Origin of the sequence: Paenibacillus sp. HGH0039 (assembly GCF_000411255.1) — a bacterium.
GTDB lineage: Bacteria > Bacillota > Bacilli > Paenibacillales > NBRC-103111 > Paenibacillus_F.
The window spans coordinates 1,668,655-1,681,224 of the sequence record NZ_KE150412.1 but is presented as its reverse complement, the minus strand read 5'-3'; the positions used below and the strand labels follow the sequence as shown (position 1 = coordinate 1,681,224).

The 12,570-nt window shown below is 55.2% G+C and carries 13 protein-coding genes; 7 read left to right on the top strand and 6 right to left on the bottom strand.

Features of this window, described 5'->3' with window-relative positions; genetic code table 11:
* Positions 1–161: 161 nt before the first annotated feature.
* The 3 genes from HMPREF1207_RS07320 to HMPREF1207_RS07310 all read right to left on the bottom strand — a co-directional run bounded on the left by HMPREF1207_RS07320 (position 162) and on the right by HMPREF1207_RS07310 (position 2,910).
* A complete protein-coding gene (locus tag HMPREF1207_RS07320; RefSeq protein ID WP_009676254.1) occupies positions 162–968 on the bottom strand; it encodes a histidinol-phosphatase in 807 nt (268 codons plus the stop codon).
* An 11-nt stretch (positions 969–979) separates the two neighbouring features.
* A complete protein-coding gene (locus HMPREF1207_RS07315; protein ID WP_009676241.1) occupies positions 980–1,882 on the bottom strand; it encodes a LysR family transcriptional regulator in 903 nt (300 codons plus the stop codon).
* Positions 1,883–2,130: 248 nt separating this feature from the next.
* Complete coding sequence (locus tag HMPREF1207_RS07310; RefSeq protein WP_016423550.1) at positions 2,131–2,910, bottom strand: TIGR01457 family HAD-type hydrolase; 780 nt, start codon at positions 2,908–2,910, stop codon at positions 2,131–2,133.
* A 405-nt stretch (positions 2,911–3,315) separates the two neighbouring features.
* On the opposite strand from HMPREF1207_RS07310, the gene HMPREF1207_RS07305 reads away from it, so the two are divergent.
* Both HMPREF1207_RS07305 and HMPREF1207_RS07300 read left to right on the top strand, forming a co-directional pair.
* Positions 3,316–3,771 carry a chemotaxis protein CheX gene (locus HMPREF1207_RS07305; RefSeq protein ID WP_009676282.1) on the top strand — a complete coding sequence of 152 codons (456 nt, stop codon included), beginning with the start codon at positions 3,316–3,318 and terminating at the stop codon, positions 3,769–3,771.
* Between the two features lie 333 nt (positions 3,772–4,104).
* Positions 4,105–4,881, top strand: coding sequence for an SDR family NAD(P)-dependent oxidoreductase (locus HMPREF1207_RS07300; RefSeq protein ID WP_036739571.1), 777 nt, complete (start codon positions 4,105–4,107; stop codon positions 4,879–4,881).
* Positions 4,882–4,988: 107 nt separating this feature from the next.
* Here the strand turns inward: HMPREF1207_RS07300 and HMPREF1207_RS07295 are convergent, their stop codons facing one another.
* Positions 4,989–5,237: a YkuS family protein gene (locus tag HMPREF1207_RS07295; protein ID WP_009676264.1), complete on the bottom strand. Its 249-nt coding sequence runs from the start codon at positions 5,235–5,237 to the stop codon at positions 4,989–4,991.
* Positions 5,238–5,294: 57 nt separating this feature from the next.
* The gene (locus HMPREF1207_RS07290) at positions 5,295–5,552 is read right to left on the bottom strand and encodes a DUF2573 family protein (RefSeq protein WP_009676279.1); all 258 of its coding nucleotides are present in this window, start codon (positions 5,550–5,552) and stop codon (positions 5,295–5,297) included.
* 140 nt (positions 5,553–5,692) lie between these two features.
* On the opposite strand from HMPREF1207_RS07290, the gene HMPREF1207_RS07285 reads away from it, so the two are divergent.
* The 5 genes from HMPREF1207_RS07285 (at position 5,693) to HMPREF1207_RS07265 (ending at position 11,139) form a co-directional block, all read left to right on the top strand.
* Positions 5,693–6,610: an alpha/beta hydrolase family protein gene (locus HMPREF1207_RS07285; RefSeq protein WP_009676243.1), complete on the top strand. Its 918-nt coding sequence runs from the start codon at positions 5,693–5,695 to the stop codon at positions 6,608–6,610.
* Between the two features lie 223 nt (positions 6,611–6,833).
* Complete coding sequence (locus HMPREF1207_RS07280; protein ID WP_009676277.1) at positions 6,834–7,415, top strand: RNA polymerase sigma factor; 582 nt, start codon at positions 6,834–6,836, stop codon at positions 7,413–7,415.
* A gap of 152 nt (positions 7,416–7,567) precedes the next feature.
* Positions 7,568–9,097, top strand: coding sequence for a DEAD/DEAH box helicase (locus HMPREF1207_RS07275; protein WP_016423548.1), 1,530 nt, complete (start codon positions 7,568–7,570; stop codon positions 9,095–9,097).
* Positions 9,098–9,215: 118 nt separating this feature from the next.
* Positions 9,216–9,764, top strand: a complete 549-nt coding sequence (locus tag HMPREF1207_RS07270; protein ID WP_009674858.1) for a hypothetical protein — start codon at positions 9,216–9,218, stop codon at positions 9,762–9,764.
* A gap of 169 nt (positions 9,765–9,933) precedes the next feature.
* Positions 9,934–11,139: an S-layer homology domain-containing protein gene (locus HMPREF1207_RS07265; RefSeq protein ID WP_009674864.1), complete on the top strand. Its 1,206-nt coding sequence runs from the start codon at positions 9,934–9,936 to the stop codon at positions 11,137–11,139.
* A gap of 253 nt (positions 11,140–11,392) precedes the next feature.
* Here HMPREF1207_RS07265 and HMPREF1207_RS07255 read toward each other — a convergent pair whose 3' ends face one another.
* Positions 11,393–12,406 carry an LLM class flavin-dependent oxidoreductase gene (locus HMPREF1207_RS07255; RefSeq protein ID WP_009674857.1) on the bottom strand — a complete coding sequence of 338 codons (1,014 nt, stop codon included), beginning with the start codon at positions 12,404–12,406 and terminating at the stop codon, positions 11,393–11,395.
* Positions 12,407–12,570 lie beyond the last annotated feature (164 nt).

The following is a 12,570-nucleotide window of genomic DNA, read 5'->3' as shown; positions in this document are numbered from 1 at the left end:
AGCTGTTTCAGGCAGTCCGAACCGGATGGCCCGTGCAGGGAACTGTCGGCTTTATGGGCCGACTTCCTGCGGATCATCCGGAATCACAGCTCCCGGAATTAAAGAAAACCGGCCGATTGACGGCCGGTTTTTCTATGTCTTTTTATGAAATGCGACGGGTATTACAGGGTAACGAGAACCCGCTCTTTATTGCGGAAGAAACACCATTCTTTAAACCCGATTTCTTTCAGCCGCTTGCTTACGAGTTCGAAGTCGTCGCCAACACGCTGGGGAACATGAGAGTCTGAGCCGAAAGTGACTTTAACCCCGTAATGGAGGGCGCGTTCCAGAATAAGATCGGACGGATACCATCCGCCTACGGTTTTGGTTTTGCCGGAAGTGTTGATTTCGATCGCCACATCCTCATCCGCGATGACTTTCAGGGTTTCGTCCACTTTGGGAGTCGGAATGTCCGAGAAAGCGGGATAGAATCCTTTCATCGCGTCGATATGACCCAGTATCTGAAACAATCCGGCTCTTGCCGATTGCTGGATCAGATCGTAGTAGGTCTCTTTATGGAGGATATGCTGAGCGTCGTCAAGCCCTTTCCACCGGTTCTTGTTAAAAATACTGACGCCGCCGGACAGATGGACCGAACCTATAATATAGTCGAACGGGAATTTCTCATACATGGAACGGTACAGGTCCAGATGCTCCGGGAAAAAGTCGGATTCGACGCCCAGCAGCACTTCGATTTTGCCCGCATATTCCTTCTTCAGGCCGAGCACTTCTTCCACATAGGCGGCGAAGGCGCTTTTGGCCATGGCGATTCCGGGAAACAACTGGTCCTGCTCGCTGTAAAAATAAGGGGAATGATCCGAAATGCCGATCACGGACAAGCCCGCTTCCACCGCCGCGTCTACGTAGTGACGGATGGTCCCCGTTGCATGCCCGCATCTTTCGTTGTGCGTATGAAGATCGAATTTCATAAGTAGCCCTCCTATTCGGAACCGAGAAATTGGGTTTCCGGCATTCCTTTCAAATCCTGCAGGAACTGGTGCATCGCGGAGTTGAGGTAGCGGCCGGATTTGTACACAACGCCGACGGGATGAGTGATATCTAACTCGTCTACTTTCAGCATTTTCAGCGTACCGTGGTCGAGATCGTTGACGACAGACAACTTCGAGATAATGGCGGCGCCGAGATTCAGCTCGACCATCCGTTTGACTTCTTCGCTGCTTGACAGCTCCATCACGATTTGCGGGTTGATATCGTACGTTTTGAACACCTGATCGACGAATCGGCGTCCCGCCGTTTCCGGCGATAGCATGATAAAGGGCAGATTGCGCAGCTTCTCGATGGAAATATGAGAGTACCGGCTTAGCGGATGACTGGTGGATACGATGAGTTCGAACGTGTCGTAGTACAGGACGGAAGCTTCCAGAGACGGATACTTTTCGTAGAGATACGAAATGCCGATATCTACACTGCCGTTGTCGACACTGGCCATAATTTGCGAAGAGGTCATGGAATGAATGGTGGTTTTGATTAAAGGGAACTGGTCCTGAAAATAAAACAGCACCCGCGGTAAAATTTGCATGGCAATGGACGTGGTTGTCCCGATATGGATATGGCCCTGGGGAGTCTGGCTCAGATCGGCCAACCGTTGTTTCAAATCCTCGACAGTGCGGAGGATTCTTTCGGCGTGCTCTAGGAACAGCTTGCCGCTGTCCGTCAGCGTCACAGGCTGGTTGCGGTCGATCAGAATCGTCCCGAACTCTTCTTCCAAGCTTCTAATCTGCGCAGACACGGCCGGCTGCGTCAGGTTGAGAAGTTCGCCTGCCTTACGGAAACTCATCGTCTTGGAAATCGTGATGAGCGTCTCCAATTGATTGAGATTCATGGGCAGCCCTCCGATTATAAGTAAAATTTATCGAAACATATAACGAGATAACTTAATTTTCTTTCTATTATAAAGGATGGCCGGGGAGAGTTCAAATGATTGGATGTAAATAAATGACAATCGGGTTTTGGGGGGATCATTTCAATCCCGGTTACAAAAAGAGGGGAGAAACGGGACTCTTTGTCAAGGGGAGATTCCCGTTTCTCTGTAATAAAGGAGTTGTCTCATTTCCAGGCTGTCGGGCCGGGCTATTTCATAAGACTGTTCCAAAAATGAGGCAGGTCTCGGCAAATCAGATCCGGCTCGTTTCCGGACTTGGAAATGTGCTCCCGGACATTGGCCTCCGTGGCAAGGCCTGTCAGCACGAGAGCTGTCCGGCAGCCGGCCGATATTCCGCCGCCGATGTCCGTTGCGGTATTGTCGCCGATCACCCACGTGTCTTTCGCCTGCAGTTCCAGTCGGGCCAGGGCGTAGTTCATAATGACCGGCGACGGCTTGCCGATGACGACCGGATTGGCGCCGGAAGCGGTCCGGATGAGGGCGCCGATGGAGCCGGCTCCGGGAATCAGGCCGCTGTCAGACGGAAGCAGGTGATCCGGGTTCGTCAGGATGTACCGGGCGCCGCCCAGCAGGTGCTTGACCGCCGAAGCCAGCTTGTCATAGGTCAGCTGCCGGTCGATACCTTGAACGACATAATCCGGCTCCTTGTCGGTGAGCTCGAACCCCGCTTCCAGCAGAGCGCTCTGCAGTCCTTCTTCGCCGATGCAGTAGACGCGATTGCCGCTTCCGTGTTCGAGCAAATACTGAACGGAAGCCATAGCCGTCGTGTATACGCGGTCGGGCCCGACGTCTATGCCCATCCCGTTTAAATGGCCGGCCACGTGTTCCGGGGAGCGGGACGAATTATTGGTCACAAGGAGGTAAGGGAGGCCGTTCTTATTGAGCAGCTCCACAAACTCCTTCGCGCCCGGTATGGCTTCGTTCCCTTTGTACAGCGTGCCATCCAAATCAATCAAAAATCCGTGCATGCTTTTGTTCACCTCACCTTTCATCGTACCAAACGGAATGCTTCCTCACAAGCGCGGTCATTTATGACGTGCAAAGAGGTTCGGCGGCGTCTAATCCGGTAAAAGACTGATTTGCTCTACCCCCGCGGTGTCCGGAAAATCCCAAAACGGGAAATAGGACCGCCGCGCGATTCTCTTCCTGTTTGGCCCCGCTTTATAGGTCCAATGATAAAAAAGGCTCAAAGCTGACATGGATAAAATAGGACAAAAGAAGTATACGGACAACGATTTTTACTATATAATGTAGAAAAATGTGTAAGTTTGGTTCGAAAAAATCCGACATGAGTGCCTAAACCGGAGGAACGGTTTTATCGCCTTGTGAAACAATTTTTGTTCCTATATGTTGGTAAAGGGGTTAAAGAGCACATGAAAGCGGAGTACATCAATCCTTTCCTGGAATCCGCGCGGATTGTCATCGAACAAGTCGCGAACGTGCGTCCGACTACCGGTAAATTGTCTGTCAAAGATATTTACTTTATCGAACGTTATGTATGGATACAAATCGGTATGACCGGTCAAATGCAAGGAAACATACGCTTCGGTTTTGAAGAATCAACGGCGCTGCGGATGGTTTCCGCTATGATGGGCGGATTTATTTTGACCGAGCTGGACGAGATGGGACACAGTGCGATTTCCGAACTCGGAAACATGATCAGCGGCAACGCCAGCACGATTTTGTACAATCAGGGCATCAAGGTTGACATTACGCCCCCTAAGGTCGTCACGGGAGACGTCCATGAGGTGGATGCACTGAAAGCGCTGACGGTTCCTTTGCTCATGGACGGAATCGGCGAACTGGATATTCAGGTCCTTCTCGCTTAGTTAAACCGGACCAAGCTGGAGAACCGGCCAAAAGACTGCTTCTGTTGAAGCAGTCTTTTTTTTGACGCGAGTTTCTCCGGTACGGGATGCGGGAGGAGCCAGAGAAGTTTAATTGCTGAGTTAAATTCCGCGAAATTGAAATTTCGGCGGCCGTCCGCGAAGGGGAGAGACCTATTCTAACTGCTTCTAACCCGCTGTATCCGGTCTCAAAGTGCTGAAGGATATAAAATGGAGCGGAATAAAACCTGTCCTGCCCGCCTCCGCCTGGTGAAGAAAAGCCGCGTAAGGTATACTAAGCCTACAAGCGTCACCGGAAGGGGAAGAAGCACATCCATGAATATAGAAGGCAAAGTAGTCGTCGTCACCGGAGCCTCCAGCGGAATAGGCGAGCAGACCGCGCGTGTGTTGGCCCAGCGCGGAGCGGTGCCCGTTCTGATGGCACGTTCGCGGGACAAGCTGGAGCGGCTGGCGGCGGAGATCGGCGGCGGATGCGGCGTGTACCGGCTCGATGTGCAGAATACGGCCGAAGTGAACCGGGTTTTCGCCGAAGTTCTGGCCGAGTACGGGCGGATTGACGTTCTCGTCAATAACGCGGGGTTCGGAGTATTCGAACGGTTTCTGGACGCTCCGCTGGAGCAGTTCGAAGAGATGATGGACGTGAATTACATGGGCATCGTCCGCTGCACGAAAGCGGTTCTTCCGGCCATGGTCAAATCGGGCTCGGGCCACATCGTCAATATCGCTTCGATGGCCGGCAAAATCGGGTCGGCCAAGTCCTCCGGATACTCCGCGACGAAACACGCCGTGCTCGGCCTGACAAATTCGCTTCGCCAGGAGCTGGCGGGAACCGGTGTCCGGCTCAGCGCCGTTAATCCGGGCCCGATTGATACCCCGTTCTTCGAACGGGCGGACCCTACGGGGAATTACGTCAAGAACATCAGTTGGTTCATGCTGAAACCGGAGCGGGTTGCCGGAGCGATCATCCGCGCGGTCGAGAAAGAGAAGGCGGAGATTGATCTGCCTTTTATAGCGGGAATCGGCACGAAGCTGTATTCGCTGTTTCCCCGTCTGCTGGATAAATCCGCACAGCGTATGCTGAACAAGAAATAACTCAGAAAAAAAGCGGCTCTCCTGCAGGAGAATCGCTTTTTTAATCGGTTCCATGGATACCATGGGGAAAAACGTGCGGCAAGAAAACCAAGGACGGTTTGCGCTGATCAGAAGCCCTGGTTTTGCCCGGTCGTTCTGCCGACTTCCTGGACGATTTCTTCGTCCGTTAAGCCGTGAGCGTTGATGACGGAAGCGGAGGTGGTGGCATCCGCGAAGCCCATCACATTCTGGTCCAGACCGGAAATGACCACGCAGGACGCTCCGTCCGCCTGATTCAACGAGGTAACTTCGTAGCCGCTGCTCTGCAGGGCCTGCTTCACACTGGATAAGCTGTCTTCGACTGCGATTTTAGACATATGCCTTCGCTCCTTTATAAGGGATCTCAGGCTTATTGTGGCTGCGTGGACGAATTCTTATTCAGGTTTGGCTCGGCTTGCCTTCTGCTGCTCGTTGAGATCGCGGATTTCTTCGAAAATGGCCCGGACTTGCGTTTTGGCGTCGGGGTGCGAGCCGTTCCAGTGATTCGTTAGAGCGGGCATCGCTTTATGTAAGTGTTGATAGACGGCCCATATTTTTATTTTCTCGGTCATTTCGGAGGAACCGTCCCCGGTCAACAGCTCGGCCGCTTTGGATACGAGGGCGTTAAACTCGTTTTCGAATTCTTGACTCATAAGATCATTCCTTCCGTATGAAAATAAGATACTCCCAGTCTATCGGAAGCCATGGGGACTGTAAAGTTTCCTTCACCACGGGTCCCGGGTCGGTCCGCAACTACACTCAGGATATATACATACAAGGAGGCTGAACAAGCATGTCGGAATCCATTCAATCGGGGAAAAAAATCAGCACCCTCTCGCCGGTCACCTTGTCGCCTGCCGTACGCGCGGCCGGTAACGAAACGGGAAGCCTTAAAGACGGCCAGCTCCTAGAGCGGGAGCTGCTGTCCCGGCACGCGAGAAACGTCTCGCTGTACGTCGTGACGTACGCGGCCCAGGGACTTCGCGTCAAAGGCTATCTCGCCGTGCCGGATCACGCGGAACCGCTGCCGGCGGTCGTCTACTGCCGGGGAGGCATCCGGGGCGTCGGAATGGTGCGGATCCGCCGGATCGTTTCGATGGCACGGCGGGGGTATGTCGTTTTCGCGCCCTTCTACCGCGGCAACGAAGGAGGAGAAGGACGCGAGGACTTTGCCGGAGAGGACCGGTACGATGTGTATCACGGGCTGCTGATGCTGAGGGATCTGCCCGAGGTCGCCTCCGTACCGGTCTCGCTGATCGGCTTCTCCCGCGGCGCGCTGATGGCGCTGCTGGCCGCCAGAGACTGCGAGGAAGTCGGCCCCGTCGTCGTATGGGGCGGCGTCAGCGACCTTCACGATACGTATGAAGAGCGGGTCGACTTGCGGCGTATGCTCAAACGGGTCGTCGGCCATCCCCTCAAGCAGGCGGATGAATATATCCGCAGGTCTCCGGCCAGATGGGCCGACCTTATCGAGTCTCCCGTGCTGATCGTGCACGGAACCGCCGATCCGCAGGTTAAAATTTCGCATGCTTACAAGCTGGCCGCAGCGCTTGAACATGCGGGCAAAGATCACACCATGCTCATTTACGAAGGGCTGGAACACCGTTTTCCGAAGGAAATGGACGAAGTGGCGCTGGACGAAGTTTTCCGCTGGATGGAGCAAAAAAGAAATGAAATAGAAGGGAAGAAAAGTAAAAAAGAAGGAAAATAGCTTGATATTACTAAATTGAAATAGAAAAAAATCTCCTTTTTTGGCGAGCAAAATGACGTTATCCCGCCTGATTTTATCCAAAATGAGACTTAGAAGCATGTTTGGATAGAAATGTAAGCTTTTTCTTTAAATATAATGAATTTTTTTGCTGTTTAATATTGTTAACTCCCTCGGTATAGCCTAATATGAGTTTTAGGAATGGTTTACATAAGGGGGATGTCTCATGTCGAAGTACATGATTCATTTGTTTACATCGAATTATTTCCACCTGGACAAAAGCCTTCAGGAAAAAATATATAAAGAATTTCATGTGATGGTATATCCGACCATTTATTTCATCCTCCAGGATCACAATTTAGTCGAGGATATCATTCAGGAATCGTTTCTCCGTGCTATCGACAAGGCTCCTCAACTGAAGGAGACGGAGAAATATGAAGGCTGGCTCAAGAAGCTGACACGCAACGTGACGCTCAATTATTTGCAGAAGCATAAGCGCAACCGCAACGAGTTGGATTCGGAGATAACGCTGACGCTGAGGGAAACGGCCCCGGCTTACGAGGCCGGCAGCACCCCGCTGGAGAAGGAAGTTGAGCTGAAGATCATGCAGGAAGCGATCAACCATTACGTGAACCAGCTCAGCCCCGCTTACCGGCAGATTCTGGCCATGAAAGTGGTTCATAACATGTCTTACAAGGAAATGGCGGAAGAGATGAACGTGACGGAAGGCGTCATCCGGCAGCGTCTTTACCGTGCGCGGGAGGCGATCCGGCAAATGCTGCTGGAAGAATGGGATTTTCTCAGATAAGCGCTCCATGCAGGCCGGATAGGGCCGTTAAGGGTGGGCAGTGCGGTCAGGCTCCGCAGCTCATCCTTTTTTGCATGCCCCGGTTTGTTCCCGGGAGCTTCCTCGCGTATAATGTAGACAAACAACAACGGTATACAGAAAAGAGGTTCTTCATGTACGACAATTTTGAACAGCTGCAAATCGCCCCCGTCTGGGCGGAAAAGTTGAAGGAACGGGGGATAGGCAGACCGACGGCCGTTCAGGCCGAGGCGATCCCGCTCATTCTCACGGGACGGGACGCTATTGTGCAGTCGCAAACGGGAACGGGCAAAACACTGGCTTTCCTGCTTCCGGCCCTGCAGCGGATCGATGTGAACGCGAAGCATGTCCAGGCCGCTATCATCGTTCCGACACGGGAGCTCGGCATGCAGATTTTGCGCGTGGCGGAAGATCTGATCGGCGACGGTCCCATTAAGTGCCAAGCTCTGATCGGAGGAGCGGCCCTGGCCCGGCAGGTAGAGAAACTCAAAAAAGGTTCTCCGCACCTGATTATAGGAACTCCCGGCCGCATTAACGAGCTGATCAAGGCCCGTAAGCTGAACGTGCATCATGTGTCCACGCTGATCGTGGACGAAGTCGATCACGTGCTGGAGCTGGGCTCCATGAAAGAAGTCTATTCGATCTTCAAAGCGCTTCAGCGCTCGTCCCAGTCGCTGTTCTTCTCGGCGACCATTCCCGCGGAGATCGGACAAGCGGCGGAAAACTTGATGAATGACCCGGCCGAGATCCGCATCAACCCGGATCAGCGTACGGCGTCCACGCTGGAGCATCTCGCTTTTAACTGCGAAGCCCGCAATAAAATCGACACGCTCCGCCGGATCATCCGTCTGTACGAGCCGCCCAAGGCGATGGTGTTCGTCAATGCGACGGCCGACGTGTCGGAAGTCGTATCGAAGCTGCAGCACCTCGGTTTGTCCGTGGAGGCGCTCTACGGGGAGGCGGGCAAGCAGCAGCGGGCGAACGTCATGCAATCGTTCCGCGAAGGCAAGTTCCAGCTGCTGCTGGCTACCGATGTCGCGGCCCGCGGGCTCGACATCGAGGAAGTGACGCATGTCATCAACCTCGATATGCCGCTTAACGCCGAGTACTACCTGCACCGTGCGGGGCGTACCGGAAGGATGGGGCGCAGCGGAACCGTGATCTCGATCGTCGCTCCGAAGGAGCGTTTCATCATCGATAAGTTCCGCAAGGCTCTGCGCATCTCCATCGACGAGAAGGAGATGTACGAGGGCCGGGTGGTCGATGCCGGCCAAGGCCCGCGCAGCGGCTTCCGCGGCGCACCGCGGCGGGATGACGCGGGCGCGGGCGCCGCAGCCCGCGTATCGGACACGGCCCAGCGCGCGTCCGGCGGCGAAGCGGGGGCGCGCCGCGGCGGGACTGCCGGCGCGGACGGGGAGCGCCTCTCCACGGATCGCCGTGGAGAGAGCGGCCGCAGCGGCGCGCCGGCCCGAACGGGACGCGGCAGCGCGGGCGCAGCCTCCCGGAGCGGTGCGGGCGAGGGCCGCGGCGGAGCTGCACGCGGAGGCTCCGCGCAGCAGCCGGTCTCGCGCAAGGCCGCCCGCAAGCAGGAGACCGCCCAGGACCGCAAGAACAAAGGCGCGCCGAAATGGCTGAAAGCCAAAAGAGACGGAGACGGGAAATAACCGGAGCTGCAGCATTGCGTATAAGACTCCAAGCCGGTTCGGGTTGAACCGGCTTTTTCATTTGGAGTCCGCTGGGTAAATAGAGGGTACGCGTCATTACGGCAAGGAGGGAATAAACATGAAAATCATCCGGCGTATAATCGTGGTCCTGCTCGTTCTGGCCGTTGCGGCGGGGCTGGCGGCCTGGGGACTCTTAACGTATATCAAACCTCAGCAGAAGCTTGATCTGGCTTATACGGAACTTTCGTTGGAAAGCCAGCTGGTGGATATCATCAGGAGCAAGAAGCCCGAAGTCCGGCTGTCCAATGAAGAACTCAATCAGCTCGGCAAAAAGGCGATCGCCAAACACGCGCGGGTATCACCCGATGTAACGATAACCGGAGCCGACTTTACACGAAGCGGCGAGGATCTGACCGCGGATGTGAATCTGCTATGGAAAAATACGGTGCCTGTCGGGGCGCAGATGACGTTTAAACTGGCCTGGACAGGCAAAGAACTGACCGTAACGCATACGGGCACGCATATCCGGAACTTCGAAGTGCCGCCGGGATTGGTATCCCTCGCGCCGGTTTCGATTTCGCTGGATTCGTATCTGCCTTCCATCGTGCATATCAAGGATGTCCGTTTTGACCCTGATTTCGTCGTGATTGGTCTCACTCTCCGGTAGAGTGGGACTTTTTTTCATCTTTTTACCGGTTGCACTTGGAACGGACCCCCCTAAAACGCCGCGGCTCCAAGAATTGCTATAGTGTAAACCGTCATGCTTCGCGAAGAGTTGCCGGTTCATCCAGCCCGGGCCGGGGCTGATTCCTACACGCATAAAGGAGAGTTTTCCGATGAAAAAACTTAACATGAAAAAAACCGTTCTATCCACGGTCGTACTCGCTATGGCAATGGGCGGAGGCACTGCCGCGTTCGCTAACGGAAACGGCAAGGATAAGGACCATGATAAGGATAAAGACTGGAAAGAGGGCAAAAACGGCGGCGTACACGGCTCTTTCGATTTCCGGATTACGTTCGACGATTTGAAGGGTTCGGACGTGGAGTGGGCGCTGAAAAATATTGCAAGCCTTTCTTCGAAGCGTGTTTTTGAAGGCTATGAAGACGGTTCGTTCAAACCGCGGAATACGGTTACCCGTATTGAAGCCATTACGGCTGCCGTCCGGCTGATGGGCCTTCGCGATAAAGCGGAATCGAACGAAGAGAAGCAGACGAAGCTGAACTTCAAGGATGCGAACAAAATTCCCGACTGGGCGGTAGGTTACGTGGCCGTAGCGCTTGAGAACGACCTGTTCGGCGAAAGCGAGGACATGGTTCAGCCGTCCAAGCCTGCCGACCGCCTGTGGGCGACGGTTCTCCTCGTGAAAGCGATGAAGCTGGATGCCGAGGCTAAAGCGAAAGTCAACACGCAGCTTTCGTTCAAGGATGCGAAGCAGATTCCGGCCGGTTCCGTCGGTTATGTGGCCGTCGCTATCGAGAAAGGGCTGATCGACGGTTTCGAAGACAACACGTTCCGTCCGAATATGCCGGTAACCCGCGCTCAGCTCGCCGCGCTGCTGGATCGCACGGACAGCCAGATGCCGGGACAGGACCAAACCACGGCCGTCGGCAAAGTGACGGGAACCGTGAGCGGGAATACGCTGGTGCTCGATCAGAACGGCACCCTGAAAACGTATGCGCTGCATCCCGAAGTGTTCGTTTACCGCAACGGCGCCAAAGTAAGCGCGTCCCAGCTTCAAAACGGGGATGTCGTCAGACTGCGCTCGTACAACAACACGGTTGTTTTTATCGAAGTAACGAAAAAAGCGGTTGAAGACCGCACGCTTCAGGTCAGCGGCTTTTTCGATTCGATGACGCTGAACAAGGAAGGCCGTATCGCTACGGTTACCGTAACGAACCAAGTCTACGGAAATACGGACAAAGCAACGTACAAGGTTGCCTCCGACGTTGCGATTCAAGGCGATGTAAGCCGGTTGGTCAAGCCGACTGCGGTCGAGCTGAAAGGCAAAGATAAAGTCGTTGAGACCATTATCATCAAGTAAGAATCACGGCAAAAAAAGCCCGGAGTCTGGGGAAATCCCCAAGCTCCGGGCTTTTCTATGAAGGTGCGGCTGCGGTGTGAAAATGGTTTGAGCGGTTAGCCGATTTTGCCGTGGGAAACGCCTTTCGGAAGGTGCGAGCCGGACGGCGTCCCGGACGAAGCCGAAGCCGGTTCCGGTCAAGCGGGCTTGGCCCGCAGCGTGCTCGCCGTGCGGAGAGAAGCCGGACTGCTTCGGGCGCATGCTCGGCCTTGTTTTACTCCTCGCCCTTCATGCCGAAGGCGTCGGCGATCAGGCGGTAAGAGCGGAGGCGGGCGCCGAAATTGTGGATGGGCGATACGATCAGGAGCTCATCCGCGCTGTAAGCTTCCGCAACTTCATGAAGCCGGCTTTTGACTTGCTCGGGGTTGCCGACAATGCGCCGTTCCCGGCGCTCTTTGATGCGTGCGAGATCATACTCCGTGTACGGATAATTCAGCGCCGTATCCACGGACGGGAAGAACCCGAGCTCCAGGCCGCGTTCCAGGCGCAGGAAGTACAAGTCCGTGCTTGACGCGAGCTTGTTCGCTTCTTCCTCCGTATCCGCGCAGACGGCGAGAACGGCTGCCAGCGTACGCGGCTTGTCGCCCAGCACGGAAGGCTGGAAATGCGCCTTGTAGTGGCGCATGGCTTCCTCGCCGCCGGGGCTGCAGAAGAATTGGGCGAAGCCGAACGCGGCGCCCTGTCTGGCGGCGATGCGGGCGCTTTCGCCGCTGGAGCCGAGCAGCCATACCTCCGGCGCCGTCGGTATGGAGGGCGAAGCCTGCAGCGCGGCGAAGGGGTGCTCCGGAGGCATCGCTTCGTGAAGGTAGCCGGCGATATCGGCTACCTGATCCGGATAGCGGTCGATGCTGACGTATTTGTCCGCCTGCAGGGCGCGGGTCGCCAGCGGCATACCGCCCGGCGCGCGGCCGAGCCCGAGGTCGATCCGCCCCGGGTGGAGCGCCTCCAGCAGGCGGAAGTTCTCCGCGACCTTGTAGGCGCTGTAATGCGGCAGCATAATGCCGCCGGAGCCCACACGGATGCGGGAAGTCGCCGCCGCTAGATGGGCCAGGAGCACCTCGGGGCTCGAGTGGGCCAGCGATTTCGAAGCGTGATGCTCCGAAACCCAGTAGCGGGTGAAGCCGAGACGGTCCGCTTCCTGCGCCAGCCGGGTCGTTTCTTTAAGTGCGTCGGAGGCCGTACGGCCTTCGGCTATTTGCGATTGATCCAGAATCCCCAATTTCAACATAAGCTCACCTCTTGTGGATAACTGTAACAAAAACGGTTTAACTGTAATCTTAACTGTAACAAATTTACGTTCCAAGGTCAAAGTTCCATCCGTACACCTTGACGCGCAAAGGAGAGAGGGCATCTTGTGCGAAGCTCGCTTTCTCGGATGACCGCCCATGCTGT

Excerpts from the sequence above, each read along its gene's own strand:
- HMPREF1207_RS07320 (WP_009676254.1), bottom strand. The coding sequence starts at position 968 with ATGAAATTCGATCTTCATACGCACAACGAAAGATGCGGGCATGCAACG.
- HMPREF1207_RS07315 (WP_009676241.1), bottom strand. The coding sequence starts at position 1,882 with ATGAATCTCAATCAATTGGAGACGCTCATCACGATTTCCAAGACGATG.
- HMPREF1207_RS07310 (WP_016423550.1), bottom strand. The coding sequence starts at position 2,910 with ATGCACGGATTTTTGATTGATTTGGATGGCACGCTGTACAAAGGGAAC.
- HMPREF1207_RS07305 (WP_009676282.1), top strand. The coding sequence starts at position 3,316 with ATGAAAGCGGAGTACATCAATCCTTTCCTGGAATCCGCGCGGATTGTC.
- HMPREF1207_RS07300 (WP_036739571.1), top strand. The coding sequence starts at position 4,105 with ATGAATATAGAAGGCAAAGTAGTCGTCGTCACCGGAGCCTCCAGCGGA.
- HMPREF1207_RS07295 (WP_009676264.1), bottom strand. The coding sequence starts at position 5,237 with ATGTCTAAAATCGCAGTCGAAGACAGCTTATCCAGTGTGAAGCAGGCC.
- HMPREF1207_RS07290 (WP_009676279.1), bottom strand. The coding sequence starts at position 5,552 with ATGAGTCAAGAATTCGAAAACGAGTTTAACGCCCTCGTATCCAAAGCG.
- HMPREF1207_RS07285 (WP_009676243.1), top strand. The coding sequence starts at position 5,693 with ATGTCGGAATCCATTCAATCGGGGAAAAAAATCAGCACCCTCTCGCCG.
- HMPREF1207_RS07280 (WP_009676277.1), top strand. The coding sequence starts at position 6,834 with ATGTCGAAGTACATGATTCATTTGTTTACATCGAATTATTTCCACCTG.
- HMPREF1207_RS07275 (WP_016423548.1), top strand. The coding sequence starts at position 7,568 with ATGTACGACAATTTTGAACAGCTGCAAATCGCCCCCGTCTGGGCGGAA.
- HMPREF1207_RS07270 (WP_009674858.1), top strand. The coding sequence starts at position 9,216 with ATGAAAATCATCCGGCGTATAATCGTGGTCCTGCTCGTTCTGGCCGTT.
- HMPREF1207_RS07265 (WP_009674864.1), top strand. The coding sequence starts at position 9,934 with ATGAAAAAACTTAACATGAAAAAAACCGTTCTATCCACGGTCGTACTC.
- HMPREF1207_RS07255 (WP_009674857.1), bottom strand. The coding sequence starts at position 12,406 with ATGTTGAAATTGGGGATTCTGGATCAATCGCAAATAGCCGAAGGCCGT.